We start from the raw sequence: 15,353 nt of genomic DNA, 5'->3' as shown, positions 1-15,353 counted from the left end.
CACTGAGTTTCACAAAGCTTTTTAAAATAACATCTTTGTGGCTTTGCGACTTTGCGAGAATTTCAATTTAATGCTTATATTTGATTTTTAAATTTCTATCATGAAAAAGATATTCTTACTTACTATATTATTTAGCGTTTTTCAAACTAATGCACAGAATTTCACTAGAAGAGATTCACTTCAAGGAGGAATGCGTTTTGAACGTTCTTGCTATGATGTGCAACGTTATGATTTAAATATAAAAATCAATCCTGAAGAAAAAAATATTGTGGGTTATAACGAAGTAACCTTTGATGTTTTACAAAACACTAAGAAAATTCAATTGGATTTATTTGAAAACATGAATATTGATTCCATAGTATTCAACAAAAAGAAATTGACATATAAAAGAGATAATGATGCTGTTTTTATCAATTTTACAACTGAATTACCTCAAAACACATCACAAAAATTGCGATTCTACTATTCTGGAAAACCTTTAATAGCCAAAAATGCTCCATGGGATGGTGGTTTTGTTTTCAAAAAAGATAGCAATGGGAAAGATTTTATTGGAGTTGCTGTACAAGGAACTGGTGCGAGTTTATGGTATCCTGTTAAAGATTCTCAAACAGATGAACCAGACAAAGGAGCAACGATAAAAGTAGCAGTTCCAAATGGATTAATGAATGTTTCCAATGGAAGATTTAAAGGTTCTGAAGATTTAAAAAATGGCTATACTCGTTGGGATTGGGAAATTGTAAATCCAATAAACACCTACTCTATCACTGTAAACATAGCAGATTATGTTCATATTCATGATAATTTAAATGGATTAGATTTAGATTATTATGTCCTTCGTGAAAATGAAGAAAAAGCTAAAGTTCATTTTGAAGCTGATGTGAAACCCATGATGAATTGTTTTCAGCAAAAATTTGGACAATATCCTTTTTATGAAGATGGTTACAAATTGGTAGAAACTCCTTATTTAGGCATGGAACACCAAAGTGCTGTTGCTTATGGAAATAGATACAAAAAAGGATATATGGGTGCTGATTTATCTGGAACTGGTGTAGGTTTTCTTTTTGATTTCATTACGATTCACGAAACTGGTCACGAGTGGTTTGGTAACAGTATTACGAGTAAAGATATCGCTGATATGTGGATTCATGAAGGATTTACAACCTATTCTGAAACTGTTTATATTGAATGTATTAAGGATTATGACCAAGCTATGAAATACATAAACGGTCAAGCTAGAAATGTTCAAAATGACAAACCTGTACTTGGATTTTATGGTGTAAATAAAGAAGGTTCTGGAGATATGTACTACAAAGGAGCTCTGATGTTAAATACTTTGCGACACATTACCAATAATGATTCAAAATGGTGGGCAATGTTGCTTAAATATTCTACTACTTACAAAAAACAAATTATTGTTACCAAAACAGTTATTGATTTTTTTAGTCAAGAATTAGGTCATGATATGACACCTTTTTTTAATCAATATTTAAAACATACTTCCATTCCGGTTTTGGTTTTAAAGAAGCACAAGAACACTTTCAAATACAAATGGCAAACCGATGAACCTAATTTTGAAATGCCTGTTGAACTGGAAATTAATGGTAAGAGAAAGAGAATATTAGTAACCAATGAATTTCAGATTTCTCCAATTCAAGTTGTTTCTATTCCAGATGAAATTAAGGTTAGAACGGATAAATATTACATTAAGGTTTATTGAAAGATTTAATGATTGAAAGATTCAACAATTTTACAATTTAACGATTAAACAACTAATGCAATTAACTCACGACACTACAATTTTCAAAAAACAAAAATTTCCTATAATTGTTTTATGTGAAAATGTAACTAATGCCCCAAATATTGGTTCCTTATTTAGAATTTGTGATGCTTTTGGAATTCAAGAAATTGTTTTTAATGGAGATGAATCATCCTTTATTTCTCGTAAGATGAAGAAAACTTCTAGAGCTACTGAAAAATATGTTTCTTCTAAATTTATAACCAATGTAGAAGATTATCTTTTAGAAATAAAAAAGGAATATCAATTAATTGGCTTAGAAATCACAAATAATAGTACTTCACTTCAAAAATATACTTTTGATTTTAGTAAACCCATTGTTTTGATTATTGGTGATGAGAATTTTGGTATTTCAGATACAACTCTAAAACTTTGTAATGAAGTTATTCATATTGATATGTTTGGAGAAAATTCGAGTATGAATGTAGTTCAAGCAGCAAACATTGCGATTTATGAGATTACTAAACAATATCAAATATCTTTAAAATATTGATATTATTTAGTTTTATAATATTAAACTTCTAATATCAATCTAAACCAAACTCTCTTTTCGAATAATTTTACCAGTTGCGGTTTCTTTAAATTTATTTATAAAAATAACTTCTTTTGGTATTTCATATTTATCTAAACTTTCAATTTGACTCAAATTAATAGCTTGTTCTTCACCTTCAACGACTAAAACTAAATGTTCCCCTAATTCTTTATCAGGTTTACCTGTTACAAAAAAGCGATTCTTTATAAAAGGTAACATTTTAGCTTCTATTTGTTCAGGAATAAGTTTAATTCCACCACTATTTATAACATTATCAAAACGTCCTAAAAACACAAATTGATTTTCAGAAACTAATTCTACAATATCATTAGTGTGAATAATTTCATCGGAAATTGCCGTTGCATGAATCAACAAACAATTATTTTCATCTTGTGATAAAACAACATTTGGTAAGGTAGTAAATACTTTTTTACCCAACTTTCTCGCTGCAATATGGGTAATTGTTTCAGTCATTCCATATGTTTCATAGATATTAGATTTTATAGGTTTTAACTTTTTCTCTAATTCTTTTGAAACAGCTGCTCCACCAATTATTATGGTTTTAAAATTGTGTAGAAATTCTATGGAATTCATAGCTTGTAAAGGTACTAAGGCCGTAAAATCGTATTGTTTATCAATTAATTCTAATGGATGCGAACTTGGTGCTACAAAATCCATTTCTAGACCTAAAATAAATGCACGAATAAACATCATTTTTCCAGCTACAAATTTTACTGGCAAACAATTTAAAATGGTATTTCCGGGTTCTAATTTAAAAAAGTCTCCTGTTGCCAAAGCAGAATTAATCATGGCTTGTTTATTGACTTGTATGTTTTTTGGTTTACCTGTAGAGCCAGAAGTTTGCATCACAATAAATTCATTATCATCAAACCAATCTAAAATAAAATTGCCAACAGGTTTTTCAAAATCATCACCTTCTTTAATAAAGCTATAAGCTACTCTACATAAATCATCAGCAGTCAAATGAAAACCATTCAACTTAAACTTATTGTGCACATTTTTGTAATTAGGACTATGTAACATAATTGATAAAAATTAAATAATTGGTTCTTGATATTCTTCTAAATGATTTCCAAAAAGTTTTTCTTTCCAATTCTTCCATTTGTAAATTTTAGCAAAAACTATGAGTAGAAAAACATAAAAAATAATGGGTACGAAAATTTCGAAATTCACTTCCGGTTTTGATAAATCTTTGAAAATAGCGTTAGTTCTTAAAACACTATAATCAGCTGTAATTAAAAGAGCTGAAATTAAATTATTAGAAGCATGAAACCCTAAAGCTAACTCTGTTCCTTCATCCATTAATGTCAGAATTCCAAGAAACAAACCAGTTCCAATATAATAAATCATAATAATTGGACCCATTTCTTCTACTTCTGGATTAAACCAATGCATTGTTCCAAAAATAACTGAAGTCATTAGCAACGGAAACCATTTGTTTTTCGATAAATTATAGAAACCTTGCATCAAATAACCTCTAAAAACCAATTCTTCTGTACTAGTTTGTATTGGAATTAAAACTATAGCAACAACTGATAAAATAAGAAAAGGTATTAAGTCAAATTGCAAAACTATTTCAGAATCACCCGAAAAATAAGAAACTAATATTAATGAAACAGAAATAATTGCCCATATAAAAAACGCAACAAAAAATCGTTTCCAATCCATCTCTTTTCTTGAAGTGACTATTTCTCTAAAATCCTGATTATGAAATTTTTTTACAATTAAGTACAATGCAAAAATGGCAAAAACAAAGGAAATCAACATCAAAAACAAAAACAGATTTGAATCAAACAATGCGTATAAATCTTCTTCATTAGTTGGAATTGATTTTCCGTCCATATAAGCTTTCATAAAAGCTGCAATTGTAAGTGGAATTTGTCCAACAAACGACGCTATTATTACCAGTAATGAACCTATAATGTATTTCCAAAAATCATTGCCTTTTTTATAACCTTGTGCTATAAACATATTATTTATTTTATTTTTGTCTAAAATACTACTTTTTACTCAAATCAATAACTCAAAAATAATAAATCATGATAAAAATTTACCATAATCCAAGATGTTCAAAATCACGTGAAGGCATTAGCGTTTTAGAAGAAATCAATCAACCGTATGAAATTATAAAATATCTAGAAAACCCGATAACTAAAGAAGAGTTAATGGACATTCTTAAAAAACTAAATTACAAACCTTTAGAGTTAGTTAGAACAAAAGAAGCTATATGGATTGAAAATTTTAAAGGGAAGAATCTATCTGATGATGAAATTATTGAAGCAATGGTTCAAAATCCAAAATTAATTGAAAGACCAATTATAATTAATGGAGATAAAGCTGTTGTAGCCAGACCCAAAGAGAAAATTAAGGAAATTCTATAATTTATTTAACAAACTTTTGTGATTTGTAGCTTAAACCAATAGGTATTTTTGCAGTCTTATCTACAATTAAAAAAAACAAATTAATGAGACTAAGCAAATTATTATCAGCCTTAACTTTACTTCTGATTTCATATTCAGGAATAGCTCAAATGGCTAAAGTAACCGTAACCGGAAAAATTTACGAAAAAAGTAGTAATACTCCTTTAGAATATGCAACAATAGTTCTAAAAAATGTAGATAAACCTGAGATAGTAACTGGTGGAGTTACAGATGAAAATGGTAACTTCAGTGTTGATGTTGTAAAAGGAACCTATAATATTAGTTACGAATTTATATCACTTAAAACAATTATAGTTAACAACAAAGATATCAACTCTGATACAAATTTAGGAACTGTATTTCTTGAACCAGATGTTTCTCAACTAAAAGAAGTTGTTTTAGTTTCAGAAGTGTCTTCAGTTGAGTTCAAATTAGACAAACGTGTTTATAATGTTGGGCAAGACATGATTGTTAAAGGTGGAACAATAAGTGATGTTCTTGATAACGTACCATCTGTAACAGTAGACCCTGATGGAACAATTGCTCTTCGTGGAAATGAAAATGTAAAAATTCTTATCGATGGAAGACCTTCTGGTTTAGCTGGAATTAATATTGCAGATGCTCTTAAATTGTTACCAGCAGATTCTGTAGAAAAAGTTGAAGTAATTACAAATCCATCTGCAAGATATGACGCTGAAGGAGGCGGAGGAATTATAAATATTGTTTTAAGAAAAGGAAAAGCACAAGGAATTAATGGATCTTTTATTGCTACTATTGGTGATCCTGAAACTTATGGAATATCATCTAATTTAAATTTTAGAGGTGAAAATTTTAATGTATTTTCTAATATAGGCTATAATTATAGAAATTCGCTTGGTAACTCATCTACTGATGCAGAATATTTTGATAAAACTACAGGAGAAACGTCAAGTTTTGTAAATGAAAGAAGAAATAATGAGCGACTAAATAAAGGATACAATGCCAATTTTGGTATTGATTTATTTTTAGATAAAACGACAAATTGGACTCATAGTTTGTCTTTCAATCAAAGTAGAGGTGAAAATCCTGATAACGTATTTTTAAATTATTTTGATGCAACCAACACACCTACTTTTGTAAGAAATCGTTTCAATGATCAATTCAGTAAAGATTTTAATATTGAATATGCTACAAACTTTACCAAGAACTTTGAAAAAGAAGATCATAAATTAACGTTTGATATTGCTATTTCTCAAAACAAAGACAAAGATAACTCTATAATTTACGATCAAATTTTAGGAGATGCCTCTACACTATTTAGAGAATCAACTTTAAATGATCAAAAACGACAAAGAAATCTCTTTCAAGCTGATTATGTTTTGCCGATTGGAGAAAATGGTCGTTTTGAGGCTGGTTATAGAGGAAGCTTTGAAAAAAACTTAACTGATTTTGAAATTACTCCAAACACTATATATTCAAACCTGTTAGAATATAATGAAAATATAAACGCCTTCTATACTCAGTATGGAAATAAATTTAATAAATTTTCATACTTTTTAGGATTACGTTTTGAAGATAGTGATATTGATGTAAATTCAATTACTGCTAATAATTATAACAATAAGAAATATAATAACTTCTTTCCTACTGCAACATTAAATTATGATATTACTGATGACAGTAACGTTAGTATTAGTTACAGTAAAAGAATTAACAGACCAAGAGGAAGATTCCTAAATCCTTTTTCATCTTATTCAAGTAACATTAATGTATTTCAAGGAAATCCTGATTTAGATCCAACATATACTAATGCTTTTGAAATTGGTTATTTAAAAAGATGGAGAAAACTAACTTTAAATTCTTCTGCTTATGTTAATTTAACAGATGATTCATTTCAATTCATTAGAAAAGAATCAGGATTATTTGTAGAAGATATCCCAGTGATTGTTAGTACTCCAATTAACTTATCGCAAGAGTCTAGAATGGGGTTTGAGTTTAATGTAACTTATAATCCATATAAATGGTGGAGATTAAATGGAAATTTCAACTTATTTAGAAATGAAACAAAAGGAGATTATAGTTATGTAGATTATTTAGGAGATGAAGTTATACAAAATTTTGATAACGTAGCTACTACATGGTTTACACGAATTAGCTCTAAAATTTCTCTACCTTATAAAATTGATTGGCAAACAAATATGACATACAATGCCCCACAATCATCAGCACAAGGAAAACGTCTTGATATGACTTCTGTTAATTTGGCTTTTAGTAAAGATGTCTTAAAGGATAAAGGTACGATTGCATTAAATGTGAGCGATTTATTTAATACAAGAAAAAGAAGAAACTATACAGATATTCCAAATTTGGTTTATTCTTATTCAGAATTTCAATGGAGAGAAAGACAAATTAATCTGTCATTTACTTATAGATTTAATAAGAAAAAAGAAAAAGAAAATGGCCAAAGAAAAGATGATGGGGGTGGTGAAGAAATGATGGGAACACCATAAAATAAAACATAAAAAAAGCACTTGAATATTCAAGTGCTTTTTTTTTAAACGAATAAAAAATTAAATTTTGTCTTCGTCGTCTTTGTTTTTATTTTTCTTTTCTTTGATTAATTCCATAATAGCACCACCAATCCAGTAAGGAACAAATGATACCAAAAAGAACATTAACCAAAAGCCAATCGTTAAAATGGTTAAGAAAAGTAAAAAACCTAAATACTGACTAAATTCAAACATGTTTTCCGGAATTTTAATGAATTCTCTTCAAAGATAGAGCAATTATTTTTTTTAGCAATAAATACTTTAATTTATTTTTAAAAAGGTTTTATAATGATTAATTTTGGGAAGTTGATTTCAAAAATAAAAACTAATAACATATACTAGTAAGAAACAAAATAATAAACATAAAAATGGAATACAGAATAGAGAAAGACACCATGGGTGAAGTTAAAGTTCCTGCAGATAAATATTGGGGAGCTCAAACAGAACGTTCAAGAAACAATTTCAAAATCGGACCTTCTGCATCAATGCCAAGAGAAGTAATTATGGGATTTGCTTATCTTAAAAAAGCAGCAGCTTACGCAAATTGTGATTTGGGTGTGCTTACAACAGACAAAAGAGATGCCATTTCAGCTGTATGTGATGAAATTCTAGCTGGAAAATTAGACGATCAATTTCCATTAGTAATTTGGCAAACAGGTTCTGGCACGCAAAGTAATATGAACGTAAATGAAGTTGTTGCTAATCGTGCACAAGTTTTAGCTGGATTTAAAATTGGTGAAGGTGAGCCTGTTGTTAAAGCGAATGATGATGTTAATAAATCACAATCTTCTAACGACACATATCCAACAGGAATGCACATTGCGGCTTATAAAGCAGTTGTTGAAGTAACTATTCCTGGAGTTGAAAAATTAAGAGATACATTGGCTGCAAAGTCAAAAGAATTTATGAATGTAGTGAAAATTGGACGTACACATTTAATGGACGCTACACCACTTACATTAGGACAAGAACTTTCTGGTTACGTTGCCCAACTAAATTACGGATTAAAAGCTCTAAAAAACACTTTAACACATTTATCAGAAGTCGCATTAGGTGGAACTGCTGTTGGAACCGGTTTAAATACTCCTGAAGGATATGATGTAAAAGTAGCAGAATATATTGCAAAATTTACAGGAATGCCTTTTGTAACTGCAGAAAATAAATTTGAAGCATTAGCGGCTCACGATGCCATTGTTGAATCGCATGGAGCATTAAAACAATTAGCTGTTTCTTTAAATAAAATTGCAAATGATATAAGAATGATGGCTTCTGGACCACGCTCGGGAATTGGAGAAATTCTTATTCCAGAAAACGAACCAGGTTCTTCAATTATGCCAGGTAAAGTAAATCCAACACAGTGTGAAGCGTTAACTATGGTTTGTGCCCAAGTAATGGGTAACGATGTTGCCATCACAATAGGAGGAACACAAGGTCATTATGAATTAAATGTTTTCAAACCAATGATGGCTGCCAATTTCTTACAATCAGCTCGATTACTTGGTGATGCATGTATCTCATTTGAAGAGCATTGTGCTTCAGGAATCGAACCAAACTACACAAGAATTAAAGAATTAGTAGATAATTCATTAATGCTAGTTACTGCTTTAAATACTAAAATAGGATATTATAAAGCTGCTGAAATCGCTCAAACAGCTCACAAAAACGGAACAACACTTAAGCAGGAAGCAGTTCGTTTAGGATATGTCACTGAAGAAGATTTTGATGCTTGGGTTAAACCAGAAGATATGGTTGGCTCTTTAAAATAGTTGACAGTGTTCAGTAAAAAGTACTCAGCTACATTTTTTAGTAAAATTAATTAGTAAAATTTAAAACTAAATAATCTATGACAATTAGTGCTAATCTGTGTAAATATATTAACTTAATGAACCTTAATTTCTTAATGGTTTAAAATAAATAAAAAATGCAAAAAATAATAGATAGATTCATTAGTTACGTGACAATAGATACAGAATCTGATCCAAATTCAGATACAACACCAAGTACAGCTAAACAATGGGATTTGGCAAACAAATTGGTAGACGAATTAAAAGCAATGGGAATGCAAGACGTAACCATTGACGAAAATGCATACATCATGGCAACTTTACCAAGTAATGTTGAACACGAAGTTCCTACAATTGGTTTTGTTTCTCATTTTGATACTACTCCAGATTTTACAGGAAAGGATGTAAAACCTCAAATCATTGAAAATTATGATGGAAAAGACATTGTATTAAATGCAGAACAAAATATCATTTTATCTCCAAATTATTTTGAAGATTTGTTACTTTATAAAGGACAAACCCTTATCACAACTGATGGCACTACTCTATTAGGTGCTGATGACAAAGCTGGAATTACAGAAATTATGACAGCCATGGAACATTTAATCAATCATCCTGAAATTAAACATGGAAAAATTCGTGTTGGATTTACTCCTGATGAAGAAATTGGTCGTGGTGCTCATAAATTTGATGTAGAAAAATTCGGTGCTGATTGGGCTTACACTATGGATGGAAGTCAGATTGGTGAATTGGAATACGAAAATTTCAATGCTGCTGGAGCAAAAGTAACTTTCAAAGGAAAAAGCGTGCATCCTGGTTATGCTATAGGAAAAATGATTAATTCAATGCTTTTGGCAAGTCAGTTCATTTCTCGTTTACCAGAAAATGAAGTGCCTGAAAGAACTACAGGTTATGAAGGTTTTTTCCATGTGCATCATTTAAATGGTTCAATTGAAGAATCTACTGTTGAATTAATTATTCGCGACCATGATAAAGATAAATTTGAAGCTCGTAAAAAATTAATTTACGAAATAGTTGATGAGTTTAATAAGGAATATGATGCTCAATTTGGAGAAAATATTTGCGAAGCTGTCGTAAAGGACCAGTATTATAATATGAAAGAAAAGGTGGAACCTGTTTTTCATATTGTTGAAATTGCTGAAAAAGCTATGAAAGAATTAGGCATTGAGCCATTAATCAAACCTATTCGTGGTGGAACTGATGGTTCACAATTATCCTATAAAGGATTACCTTGTCCAAATATCTTTGCTGGTGGACATAATTTTCATGGAAAATATGAATATGTTCCTGTAGAAAGTATGGTAAAAGCTAGTGAAGTAATAGTTAAGATTGCTGAATTGACTGCGAAAAAATAATTTAAAAAGGGAAATTTAGATTTCCCTTTTTTTATACTCATATTCACATGAAAATACCTTTATTTATTATTATTTCTTTAATATTTATAAATTGTAGAGGTCAAAAAAGTATCTCAAAAAGCAATTGCAAATGTTATGTAGGAATTGGAAGTGATGAAAAGTCTATTCCTATTTATAAATTTTCATTTAATAATGGTCAAAAAATTAGCATTTGTGGTTATAATAAAGATGATATTCTCAGTGAATTTAATGTTTTTGATTGTTCAAATGGAAATTTATTGACTGAGTATGGAGCAACTCAAAATTGCAAAATAGAATTTTATACTAATCAATTAGATATATTTGAACTTGATACTTTTCCTAGTGGAAAAAACTGGGAATGGGAAGTACAAAAAATTGCATTACAAAGAATTAATCAAATTAATAACCATTTAGTTGTACACCTTCAAGTTCCTTTAAATTTAACTCATCACATTTCTATTGAAGAACAAATATTATTTTTAGATTCTTTTAAAACAATGGATTATACTAAATTTGATACAGAAGAGTTAATAGGAAGATTAGAAACTTTAGCATTGACTCATAATATTGAAGCAGAAAAAATACTTTACAATCTAAAAAATGATTCAAATATTATTTTAGATGGAGCAATAAAAGAGCAATACAATAACGCTATTGCAAAAATTAATTGGATGAAAATATAATATGCAAAATAACAATCCATTACACGGAATAAAATTAGTTGATATTTTAGAAAAACTCGTTGCTGAATATGGTTTTGAAATTTTGGGAGAAAAAATAAACATTCGTTGCTTTACGCATAATCCAACAATAAAATCGAGTTTAACTTTCTTAAGAAAAACTCCTTGGGCTAGAGAAAAGGTAGAACAATTATACCTAAAATCTATAAAATGAAAACTTTAAACGAAATAGATTTATACATTGAAAGATTTCCAAAAGATGTTCAAGTTTTGTTGCAACAATTGAGAACAATTATAAAAAAAGCTGCTCCAAAAACAGAAGAAATAATGAGTTATCAAATGCCTGCATACAAACAAAACAATCGTTTAGTCTATTTTGCTGGTTATAAAAAACATATTGGGTTTTATCCACACACTTCACCAATTAGCCATTTTAAAGATGAGTTAAAAGAATATAAAACTTCAAAAGGTGCCATTCAATTTCCCTTAGACAAACCTTTACCAAATGAATTAATTACAAGAATTGTTGAATTTAGAGTTCAAGAAGATTTAGAAAATAAAAAAATGAAAAAGGCAATTTCTAAAAAGGAGGCAAAAGTTTGGAACAAAACCAATCAATGGACAGTAGAATTAGAGTTATTGAAAACAATAATTAATAAAACTCAACTTGTTGAAACTGTAAAATGGGGTGTCCCTATTTATATGCATAATGACAAAAATGTTATCGGAATTGCTGGTTTTAAATCTTATTTTGGCATTTGGTTTTATAATGGTGTTTTTCTAAAAGACGAGAAAAATTTATTGATAAATGCTAATGAAGAAAATACTAAAGGTTTACGGCAAATGCGATTTAATTCAATTAATGAAGTAAATGAAAAAACAATTCTACAATATATTAAAGAAGCTATTGCCAACGAAGAAAAAGGGTTGAAAATAAAACCAGAAAAAAAAGCCAAAATTTCATGTGAGCTTCTTGAAAATGAATTCAAATCTAATATTAATTTAAAAAACGCTTTCAATTTGTTTACACCTTATAAACAAAGAGAGTTTATGGAATATATTAATGATGCCAAACAAGAAAAAACAAAAATAACACGTTTAGAAAAAATAAAACCGATGATTCTTTCGAACATCGGTTTACATGATAAATATAGAAGTTAATCTTATTTTTGTGTATTGATTTTAGTACTCATTTCCATTGAAATAGCACTTCTTTCCATTTTAATTTTTCCTGCCATCGTTTCAATTACTACAGTATCAGCAGTCATTTCAGCAATTTTGCCGTGAATTCCGGCTTTAGTCACTACTTTGTCTCCGACTTTTAATCCTTGTTCGAAAGCTTTTTCTTTTTTCGCTCTTTTTTGCTGTGGCATTATTAATAGAAAATAAAAAACAGCAATCATTAAAACGATTTGTATTATTAAACTTGAATCCATATATATATTTTAGTGCTGTTGAACAGCTGGTTTATTTGGGTTTGGTGTAACATTTGCCATAATCTTGCAAGTTTCTTTACCATTAGCTGTATTTGAAGTAATAGTAACCGTTTTTTCTTGTTGACCTGGTTTTCCTGTAGAATCAAAAGTAACTTTAATTGGAGCAGATTCTCCTGGTTTAATTTTCTCTTTTGGTGGCTCAGGAACTGTACATCCACAACTTCCAACTGCACTTACAATAACTAAGTCAGCATCACCAGTATTTTTAAGGATGAATTCTGTAGTTACAACTTCACCTTCATTAATAATTCCAAAATCATGAACTGTTTTGTCAAATTCTAAAATAGGTAATTTTCCTGAAGTAGCTGAAACCTCATTAGCAACTTTCATGTCTTCTTCTGTAATTTTTGACGAAGCATCTTCTTTACAAGATGCTACTAAAAACAACGTGGAAATAGCAATAACTGGTATTAATTTCATTTTCATAATATTATATAATTTTACATTAAACCTCTTCCTGATTTATTCAGTTTATTTTCTTCTTTATAATCTTTTATCAAATTATCTAAAATTCCGTTGATAAAAATACTACTTTTTGGAGTTGAATATTCTTTTGCTATTTCAAGATACTCATTTATAGTAACTTTAACCGGAATTGAAGGGAATTTTAACAATTCACAAATAGCCATTTTTAATAAAATAGTATCGATTTCTGCAATTCGCTCAGAATCCCAATTTGGAGTTTTATTTACATACTCTTTTGCCAATTCACTTTCGTTTAAAAGCGTTTTAATAAAGAGTTGCTTTGCAAAAATTTTATCATCCTCATCTTTGTAAACCTTAGGAATTTCAATTGTACTAGAAGGATTTTTTAATTGCTTTAATTGTTTACTAATAAAAGTATTTACTAAAGCATAATCATCAATCCATGTCAATTTATTATCTTCTAGATAATCATAAAGTCTTTCATTTGGAGCTAAAACCTTCATAAAAAGGTCAACTACAAATTTAGAATCTTCTTCAAAAGTTGAAGTTTTTGATGACATATAAATTATGTAAACATCTGATTTTTTAATATCTTCTAATAATTGTAAAATCAAATCATCATTTAATTTCCAATGATTTATTTTTTTGGTTTCCAATGCTACAGATAATGTAGATTGATTTTCTAATAAAGTTAAAACTTCATTTTGAACAAACTTTCTATTAGGCGTTTTCTCTTCTAGAGTTGCTAAGTGCTTTTTTGAAGCTAAATTTAAGTAATTTTCTTCTTTAATCCTCAACTCTATTAAAGCGGAAAAAATCAATAGATATAAATCTTGAATTGCTTCAATACTATAAAACAAAAATTTCTCCTCTCTGTTTAAATCAGATGATTTATGCTGATGAACCGCATAAATACTTTGCATTACCTTAACTCGAATATGTCTTCTATTCAACATTGTATAAGAACTTATTTAATTAACAAAGCGAAAGAATTACCTTTCGCTCTGCAAAAATACACTTTTTATAATTTATTTATTGTGCTTTTTCATTTTTTCTATCATCAATTCTTTTTTGAGCAATTGATAACGCTGCCTGATGTGTCGTAATGTTGTTAACTTCAGCATGTTTGAAAATTTCCAATGAAGTATTATAAATATTTTCTGTTTTTTCCATCACTTCAGCTTTAGTTAATTTAGCTAATTCTGAATAAACATTTATTACACCACCAGCATTGATTAAGAAATCAGGAGCATATAAAATTCCTTTTTCTTTTAAAATTTGACCGTGAATTACTTCATTTGCTAATTGATTATTTGCAGCACCAGCAATAACTTTAGCCTTTATTTTTTTAATGGTATCATCATTTATTGTTGCACCCAAAGCACATGGAGCATAAATATCAACATCTGAACCATATAAATCATTACCACTAAAAATTTTAGCACCATATTTAGCACCAACTTGGTGTAATCTATCTTCATTTATATCAGAAATAGTAACAATAGCACCTTCTTGAGTTAAATGATCTACTAAAACTTCACCTACGTGACCAATTCCTTGTACTAATATCTTTTTACCTTCTAAATTTTCAGTTCCAAATTGATATTTTGCAGCCGCTTTCATTCCCATATATACACCATACGCAGTAATTGGAGAAGGATTTCCTGAACCACCTCTTGCTTCTGAAATTCCAGTTACATAAGGAGTCACGTCTCTTACTGTGTCCATGTCTTTAGTTTCCATTCCTACATCTTCAGCCGTAATATATTTTCCTGATAATGAGTGTACAAATTCACCAAATTTTCTCATCAATTCAGGTGTTTTTTGTGTTTTTGCATCACCAATGATAACTGCTTTTCCACCACCTAAATTTAATCCTGAAATTGAAGATTTGAAAGACATCCCACGAGATAAACGTAAAACATCGTTAAGAGCTTCCCACTCGTTAGTGTAATTCCACATTCTTGTTCCTCCAAGAGCTGGTCCTAAAATTGTGTTATGAATACCAATTATTGCTTTTAAACCAGTATCTTTGTCATGGCAAAAAACAACTTGTTCATGTCCGTCAAATGAAAGTTGACCAAAAACTGGGTCAACTTTATGAATTTCATTTACAGGTAAAATATTTGAAGTCATAGTTATATTGTTAAAATGTTTTTTTTATAATTTTGAAGAGCAAAATTAGATATAAATTTGAAATATTTCAAAAATCTTCAATTATTTTAATAAATTATTAATATATCAAACATTTGCTAACAATTCAATAATTACATT

The 15,353-nt window shown here is 29.1% G+C and carries 16 protein-coding genes; 9 read left to right on the top strand and 7 right to left on the bottom strand.

Translation table 11 applies throughout. From position 1 onward, the window contains the following. Nucleotides 1-100: 100 nt before the first annotated feature. Complete coding sequence (locus AABJ49_RS10685; protein ID WP_338378266.1) at nt 101-1,717, top strand: M1 family metallopeptidase; 1,617 nt, start codon at nt 101-103, stop codon at nt 1,715-1,717. A gap of 55 nt (nt 1,718-1,772) precedes the next feature. Continuing rightward, the gene (locus AABJ49_RS10680) at nt 1,773-2,288 is read left to right on the top strand and encodes a TrmH family RNA methyltransferase (RefSeq protein ID WP_338378265.1); all 516 of its coding nucleotides are present in this window, start codon (nt 1,773-1,775) and stop codon (nt 2,286-2,288) included. A 39-nt stretch (nt 2,289-2,327) separates the two neighbouring features. Here AABJ49_RS10680 and AABJ49_RS10675 read toward each other — a convergent pair whose 3' ends face one another. Beyond that, entirely contained in the window at nt 2,328-3,371 is a 1,044-nt protein-coding gene (locus AABJ49_RS10675) for an AMP-binding protein (protein WP_338378264.1), read from the bottom strand. A gap of 12 nt (nt 3,372-3,383) precedes the next feature. Beyond that, the gene (locus AABJ49_RS10670; protein ID WP_338378263.1) at nt 3,384-4,319 is read right to left on the bottom strand and encodes a CPBP family intramembrane glutamic endopeptidase; all 936 of its coding nucleotides are present in this window, start codon (nt 4,317-4,319) and stop codon (nt 3,384-3,386) included. Nucleotides 4,320-4,387: 68 nt separating this feature from the next. Here AABJ49_RS10670 and arsC point away from each other — a divergent pair, with 68 nt between their 5' ends. Together arsC and AABJ49_RS10660 are read left to right on the top strand one after the other, a co-directional pair. Further along, nucleotides 4,388-4,729 carry an arsenate reductase (glutaredoxin) gene (gene arsC, locus AABJ49_RS10665; protein WP_338378262.1) on the top strand — a complete coding sequence of 114 codons (342 nt, stop codon included), beginning with the start codon at nt 4,388-4,390 and terminating at the stop codon, nt 4,727-4,729. Between the two features lie 83 nt (nt 4,730-4,812). Beyond that, entirely contained in the window at nt 4,813-7,257 is a 2,445-nt protein-coding gene (locus AABJ49_RS10660) for a TonB-dependent receptor (protein WP_338378261.1), read from the top strand. Nucleotides 7,258-7,317: 60 nt separating this feature from the next. Here the strand turns inward: AABJ49_RS10660 and AABJ49_RS10655 are convergent, their stop codons facing one another. Further along, complete coding sequence (locus AABJ49_RS10655; RefSeq protein ID WP_338378260.1) at nt 7,318-7,491, bottom strand: hypothetical protein; 174 nt, start codon at nt 7,489-7,491, stop codon at nt 7,318-7,320. 173 nt (nt 7,492-7,664) lie between these two features. Here AABJ49_RS10655 and fumC point away from each other — a divergent pair, with 173 nt between their 5' ends. The 5 genes from fumC to AABJ49_RS10630 all read left to right on the top strand — a co-directional run bounded on the left by fumC (nt 7,665) and on the right by AABJ49_RS10630 (nt 12,318). Beyond that, nucleotides 7,665-9,062: a class II fumarate hydratase gene (gene fumC, locus AABJ49_RS10650; protein ID WP_338378259.1), complete on the top strand. Its 1,398-nt coding sequence runs from the start codon at nt 7,665-7,667 to the stop codon at nt 9,060-9,062. Between the two features lie 155 nt (nt 9,063-9,217). After that, nucleotides 9,218-10,456 (top strand): peptidase T, encoded by a 1,239-nt coding sequence (gene pepT / locus AABJ49_RS10645; protein WP_338378258.1) that lies wholly within the window; start codon nt 9,218-9,220, stop codon nt 10,454-10,456. A 47-nt stretch (nt 10,457-10,503) separates the two neighbouring features. Continuing rightward, nucleotides 10,504-11,160: a hypothetical protein gene (locus tag AABJ49_RS10640; RefSeq protein WP_338378257.1), complete on the top strand. Its 657-nt coding sequence runs from the start codon at nt 10,504-10,506 to the stop codon at nt 11,158-11,160. A 1-nt stretch (nt 11,161) separates the two neighbouring features. After that, the gene (locus AABJ49_RS10635; RefSeq protein ID WP_338378256.1) at nt 11,162-11,371 is read left to right on the top strand and encodes a VF530 family protein; all 210 of its coding nucleotides are present in this window, start codon (nt 11,162-11,164) and stop codon (nt 11,369-11,371) included. Further along, nucleotides 11,368-12,318: a DUF1801 domain-containing protein gene (locus AABJ49_RS10630; protein WP_338378255.1), complete on the top strand. Its 951-nt coding sequence runs from the start codon at nt 11,368-11,370 to the stop codon at nt 12,316-12,318. Before AABJ49_RS10635 ends, AABJ49_RS10630 begins: the two co-directional genes overlap by 4 nt. A 2-nt stretch (nt 12,319-12,320) precedes the next feature. On the opposite strand, the gene yajC is transcribed toward AABJ49_RS10630, so the two are convergent. The 4 genes from yajC to AABJ49_RS10610 all read right to left on the bottom strand — a co-directional run bounded on the left by yajC (nt 12,321) and on the right by AABJ49_RS10610 (nt 15,215). Next, the gene (gene yajC / locus AABJ49_RS10625; RefSeq protein WP_338378254.1) at nt 12,321-12,593 is read right to left on the bottom strand and encodes a preprotein translocase subunit YajC; all 273 of its coding nucleotides are present in this window, start codon (nt 12,591-12,593) and stop codon (nt 12,321-12,323) included. A 9-nt stretch (nt 12,594-12,602) separates the two neighbouring features. Next, entirely contained in the window at nt 12,603-13,073 is a 471-nt protein-coding gene (locus AABJ49_RS10620; protein ID WP_338378253.1) for a DUF1573 domain-containing protein, read from the bottom strand. A gap of 20 nt (nt 13,074-13,093) precedes the next feature. Continuing rightward, nucleotides 13,094-14,035 carry a transcription antitermination factor NusB gene (gene nusB / locus AABJ49_RS10615; protein WP_338378252.1) on the bottom strand — a complete coding sequence of 314 codons (942 nt, stop codon included), beginning with the start codon at nt 14,033-14,035 and terminating at the stop codon, nt 13,094-13,096. A gap of 76 nt (nt 14,036-14,111) precedes the next feature. Further along, nucleotides 14,112-15,215, bottom strand: coding sequence for a Glu/Leu/Phe/Val dehydrogenase dimerization domain-containing protein (locus AABJ49_RS10610; RefSeq protein WP_338378251.1), 1,104 nt, complete (start codon nt 15,213-15,215; stop codon nt 14,112-14,114). Between the last annotated feature and the right edge of the window lie 138 nt (nt 15,216-15,353).

This window comes from uncultured Flavobacterium sp., assembly GCF_963922255.1.
In the GTDB taxonomy this organism is placed as follows: domain Bacteria; phylum Bacteroidota; class Bacteroidia; order Flavobacteriales; family Flavobacteriaceae; genus Flavobacterium.
Note: the sequence above shows the minus strand (reverse complement) of the source record. Positions and strands in the feature narration are given on the sequence as shown.

Coding starts and splice junctions, on each gene's coding strand:
- AABJ49_RS10675 (WP_338378264.1), bottom strand. CDS start 3,371: ATGTTACATAGTCCTAATTACAAAAATGTGCACAATAAGTTTAAGTTG.
- AABJ49_RS10630 (WP_338378255.1), top strand. CDS start 11,368: ATGAAAACTTTAAACGAAATAGATTTATACATTGAAAGATTTCCAAAA.
- AABJ49_RS10635 (WP_338378256.1), top strand. CDS start 11,162: ATGCAAAATAACAATCCATTACACGGAATAAAATTAGTTGATATTTTA.
- nusB (WP_338378252.1), bottom strand. CDS start 14,035: ATGTTGAATAGAAGACATATTCGAGTTAAGGTAATGCAAAGTATTTAT.
- AABJ49_RS10610 (WP_338378251.1), bottom strand. CDS start 15,215: ATGACTTCAAATATTTTACCTGTAAATGAAATTCATAAAGTTGACCCA.
- AABJ49_RS10685 (WP_338378266.1), top strand. CDS start 101: ATGAAAAAGATATTCTTACTTACTATATTATTTAGCGTTTTTCAAACT.
- yajC (WP_338378254.1), bottom strand. CDS start 12,593: ATGGATTCAAGTTTAATAATACAAATCGTTTTAATGATTGCTGTTTTT.
- fumC (WP_338378259.1), top strand. CDS start 7,665: ATGGAATACAGAATAGAGAAAGACACCATGGGTGAAGTTAAAGTTCCT.
- AABJ49_RS10655 (WP_338378260.1), bottom strand. CDS start 7,491: ATGTTTGAATTTAGTCAGTATTTAGGTTTTTTACTTTTCTTAACCATT.
- AABJ49_RS10640 (WP_338378257.1), top strand. CDS start 10,504: ATGAAAATACCTTTATTTATTATTATTTCTTTAATATTTATAAATTGT.
- arsC (WP_338378262.1), top strand. CDS start 4,388: ATGATAAAAATTTACCATAATCCAAGATGTTCAAAATCACGTGAAGGC.
- AABJ49_RS10660 (WP_338378261.1), top strand. CDS start 4,813: ATGAGACTAAGCAAATTATTATCAGCCTTAACTTTACTTCTGATTTCA.
- pepT (WP_338378258.1), top strand. CDS start 9,218: ATGCAAAAAATAATAGATAGATTCATTAGTTACGTGACAATAGATACA.
- AABJ49_RS10680 (WP_338378265.1), top strand. CDS start 1,773: ATGCAATTAACTCACGACACTACAATTTTCAAAAAACAAAAATTTCCT.
- AABJ49_RS10670 (WP_338378263.1), bottom strand. CDS start 4,319: ATGTTTATAGCACAAGGTTATAAAAAAGGCAATGATTTTTGGAAATAC.
- AABJ49_RS10620 (WP_338378253.1), bottom strand. CDS start 13,073: ATGAAATTAATACCAGTTATTGCTATTTCCACGTTGTTTTTAGTAGCA.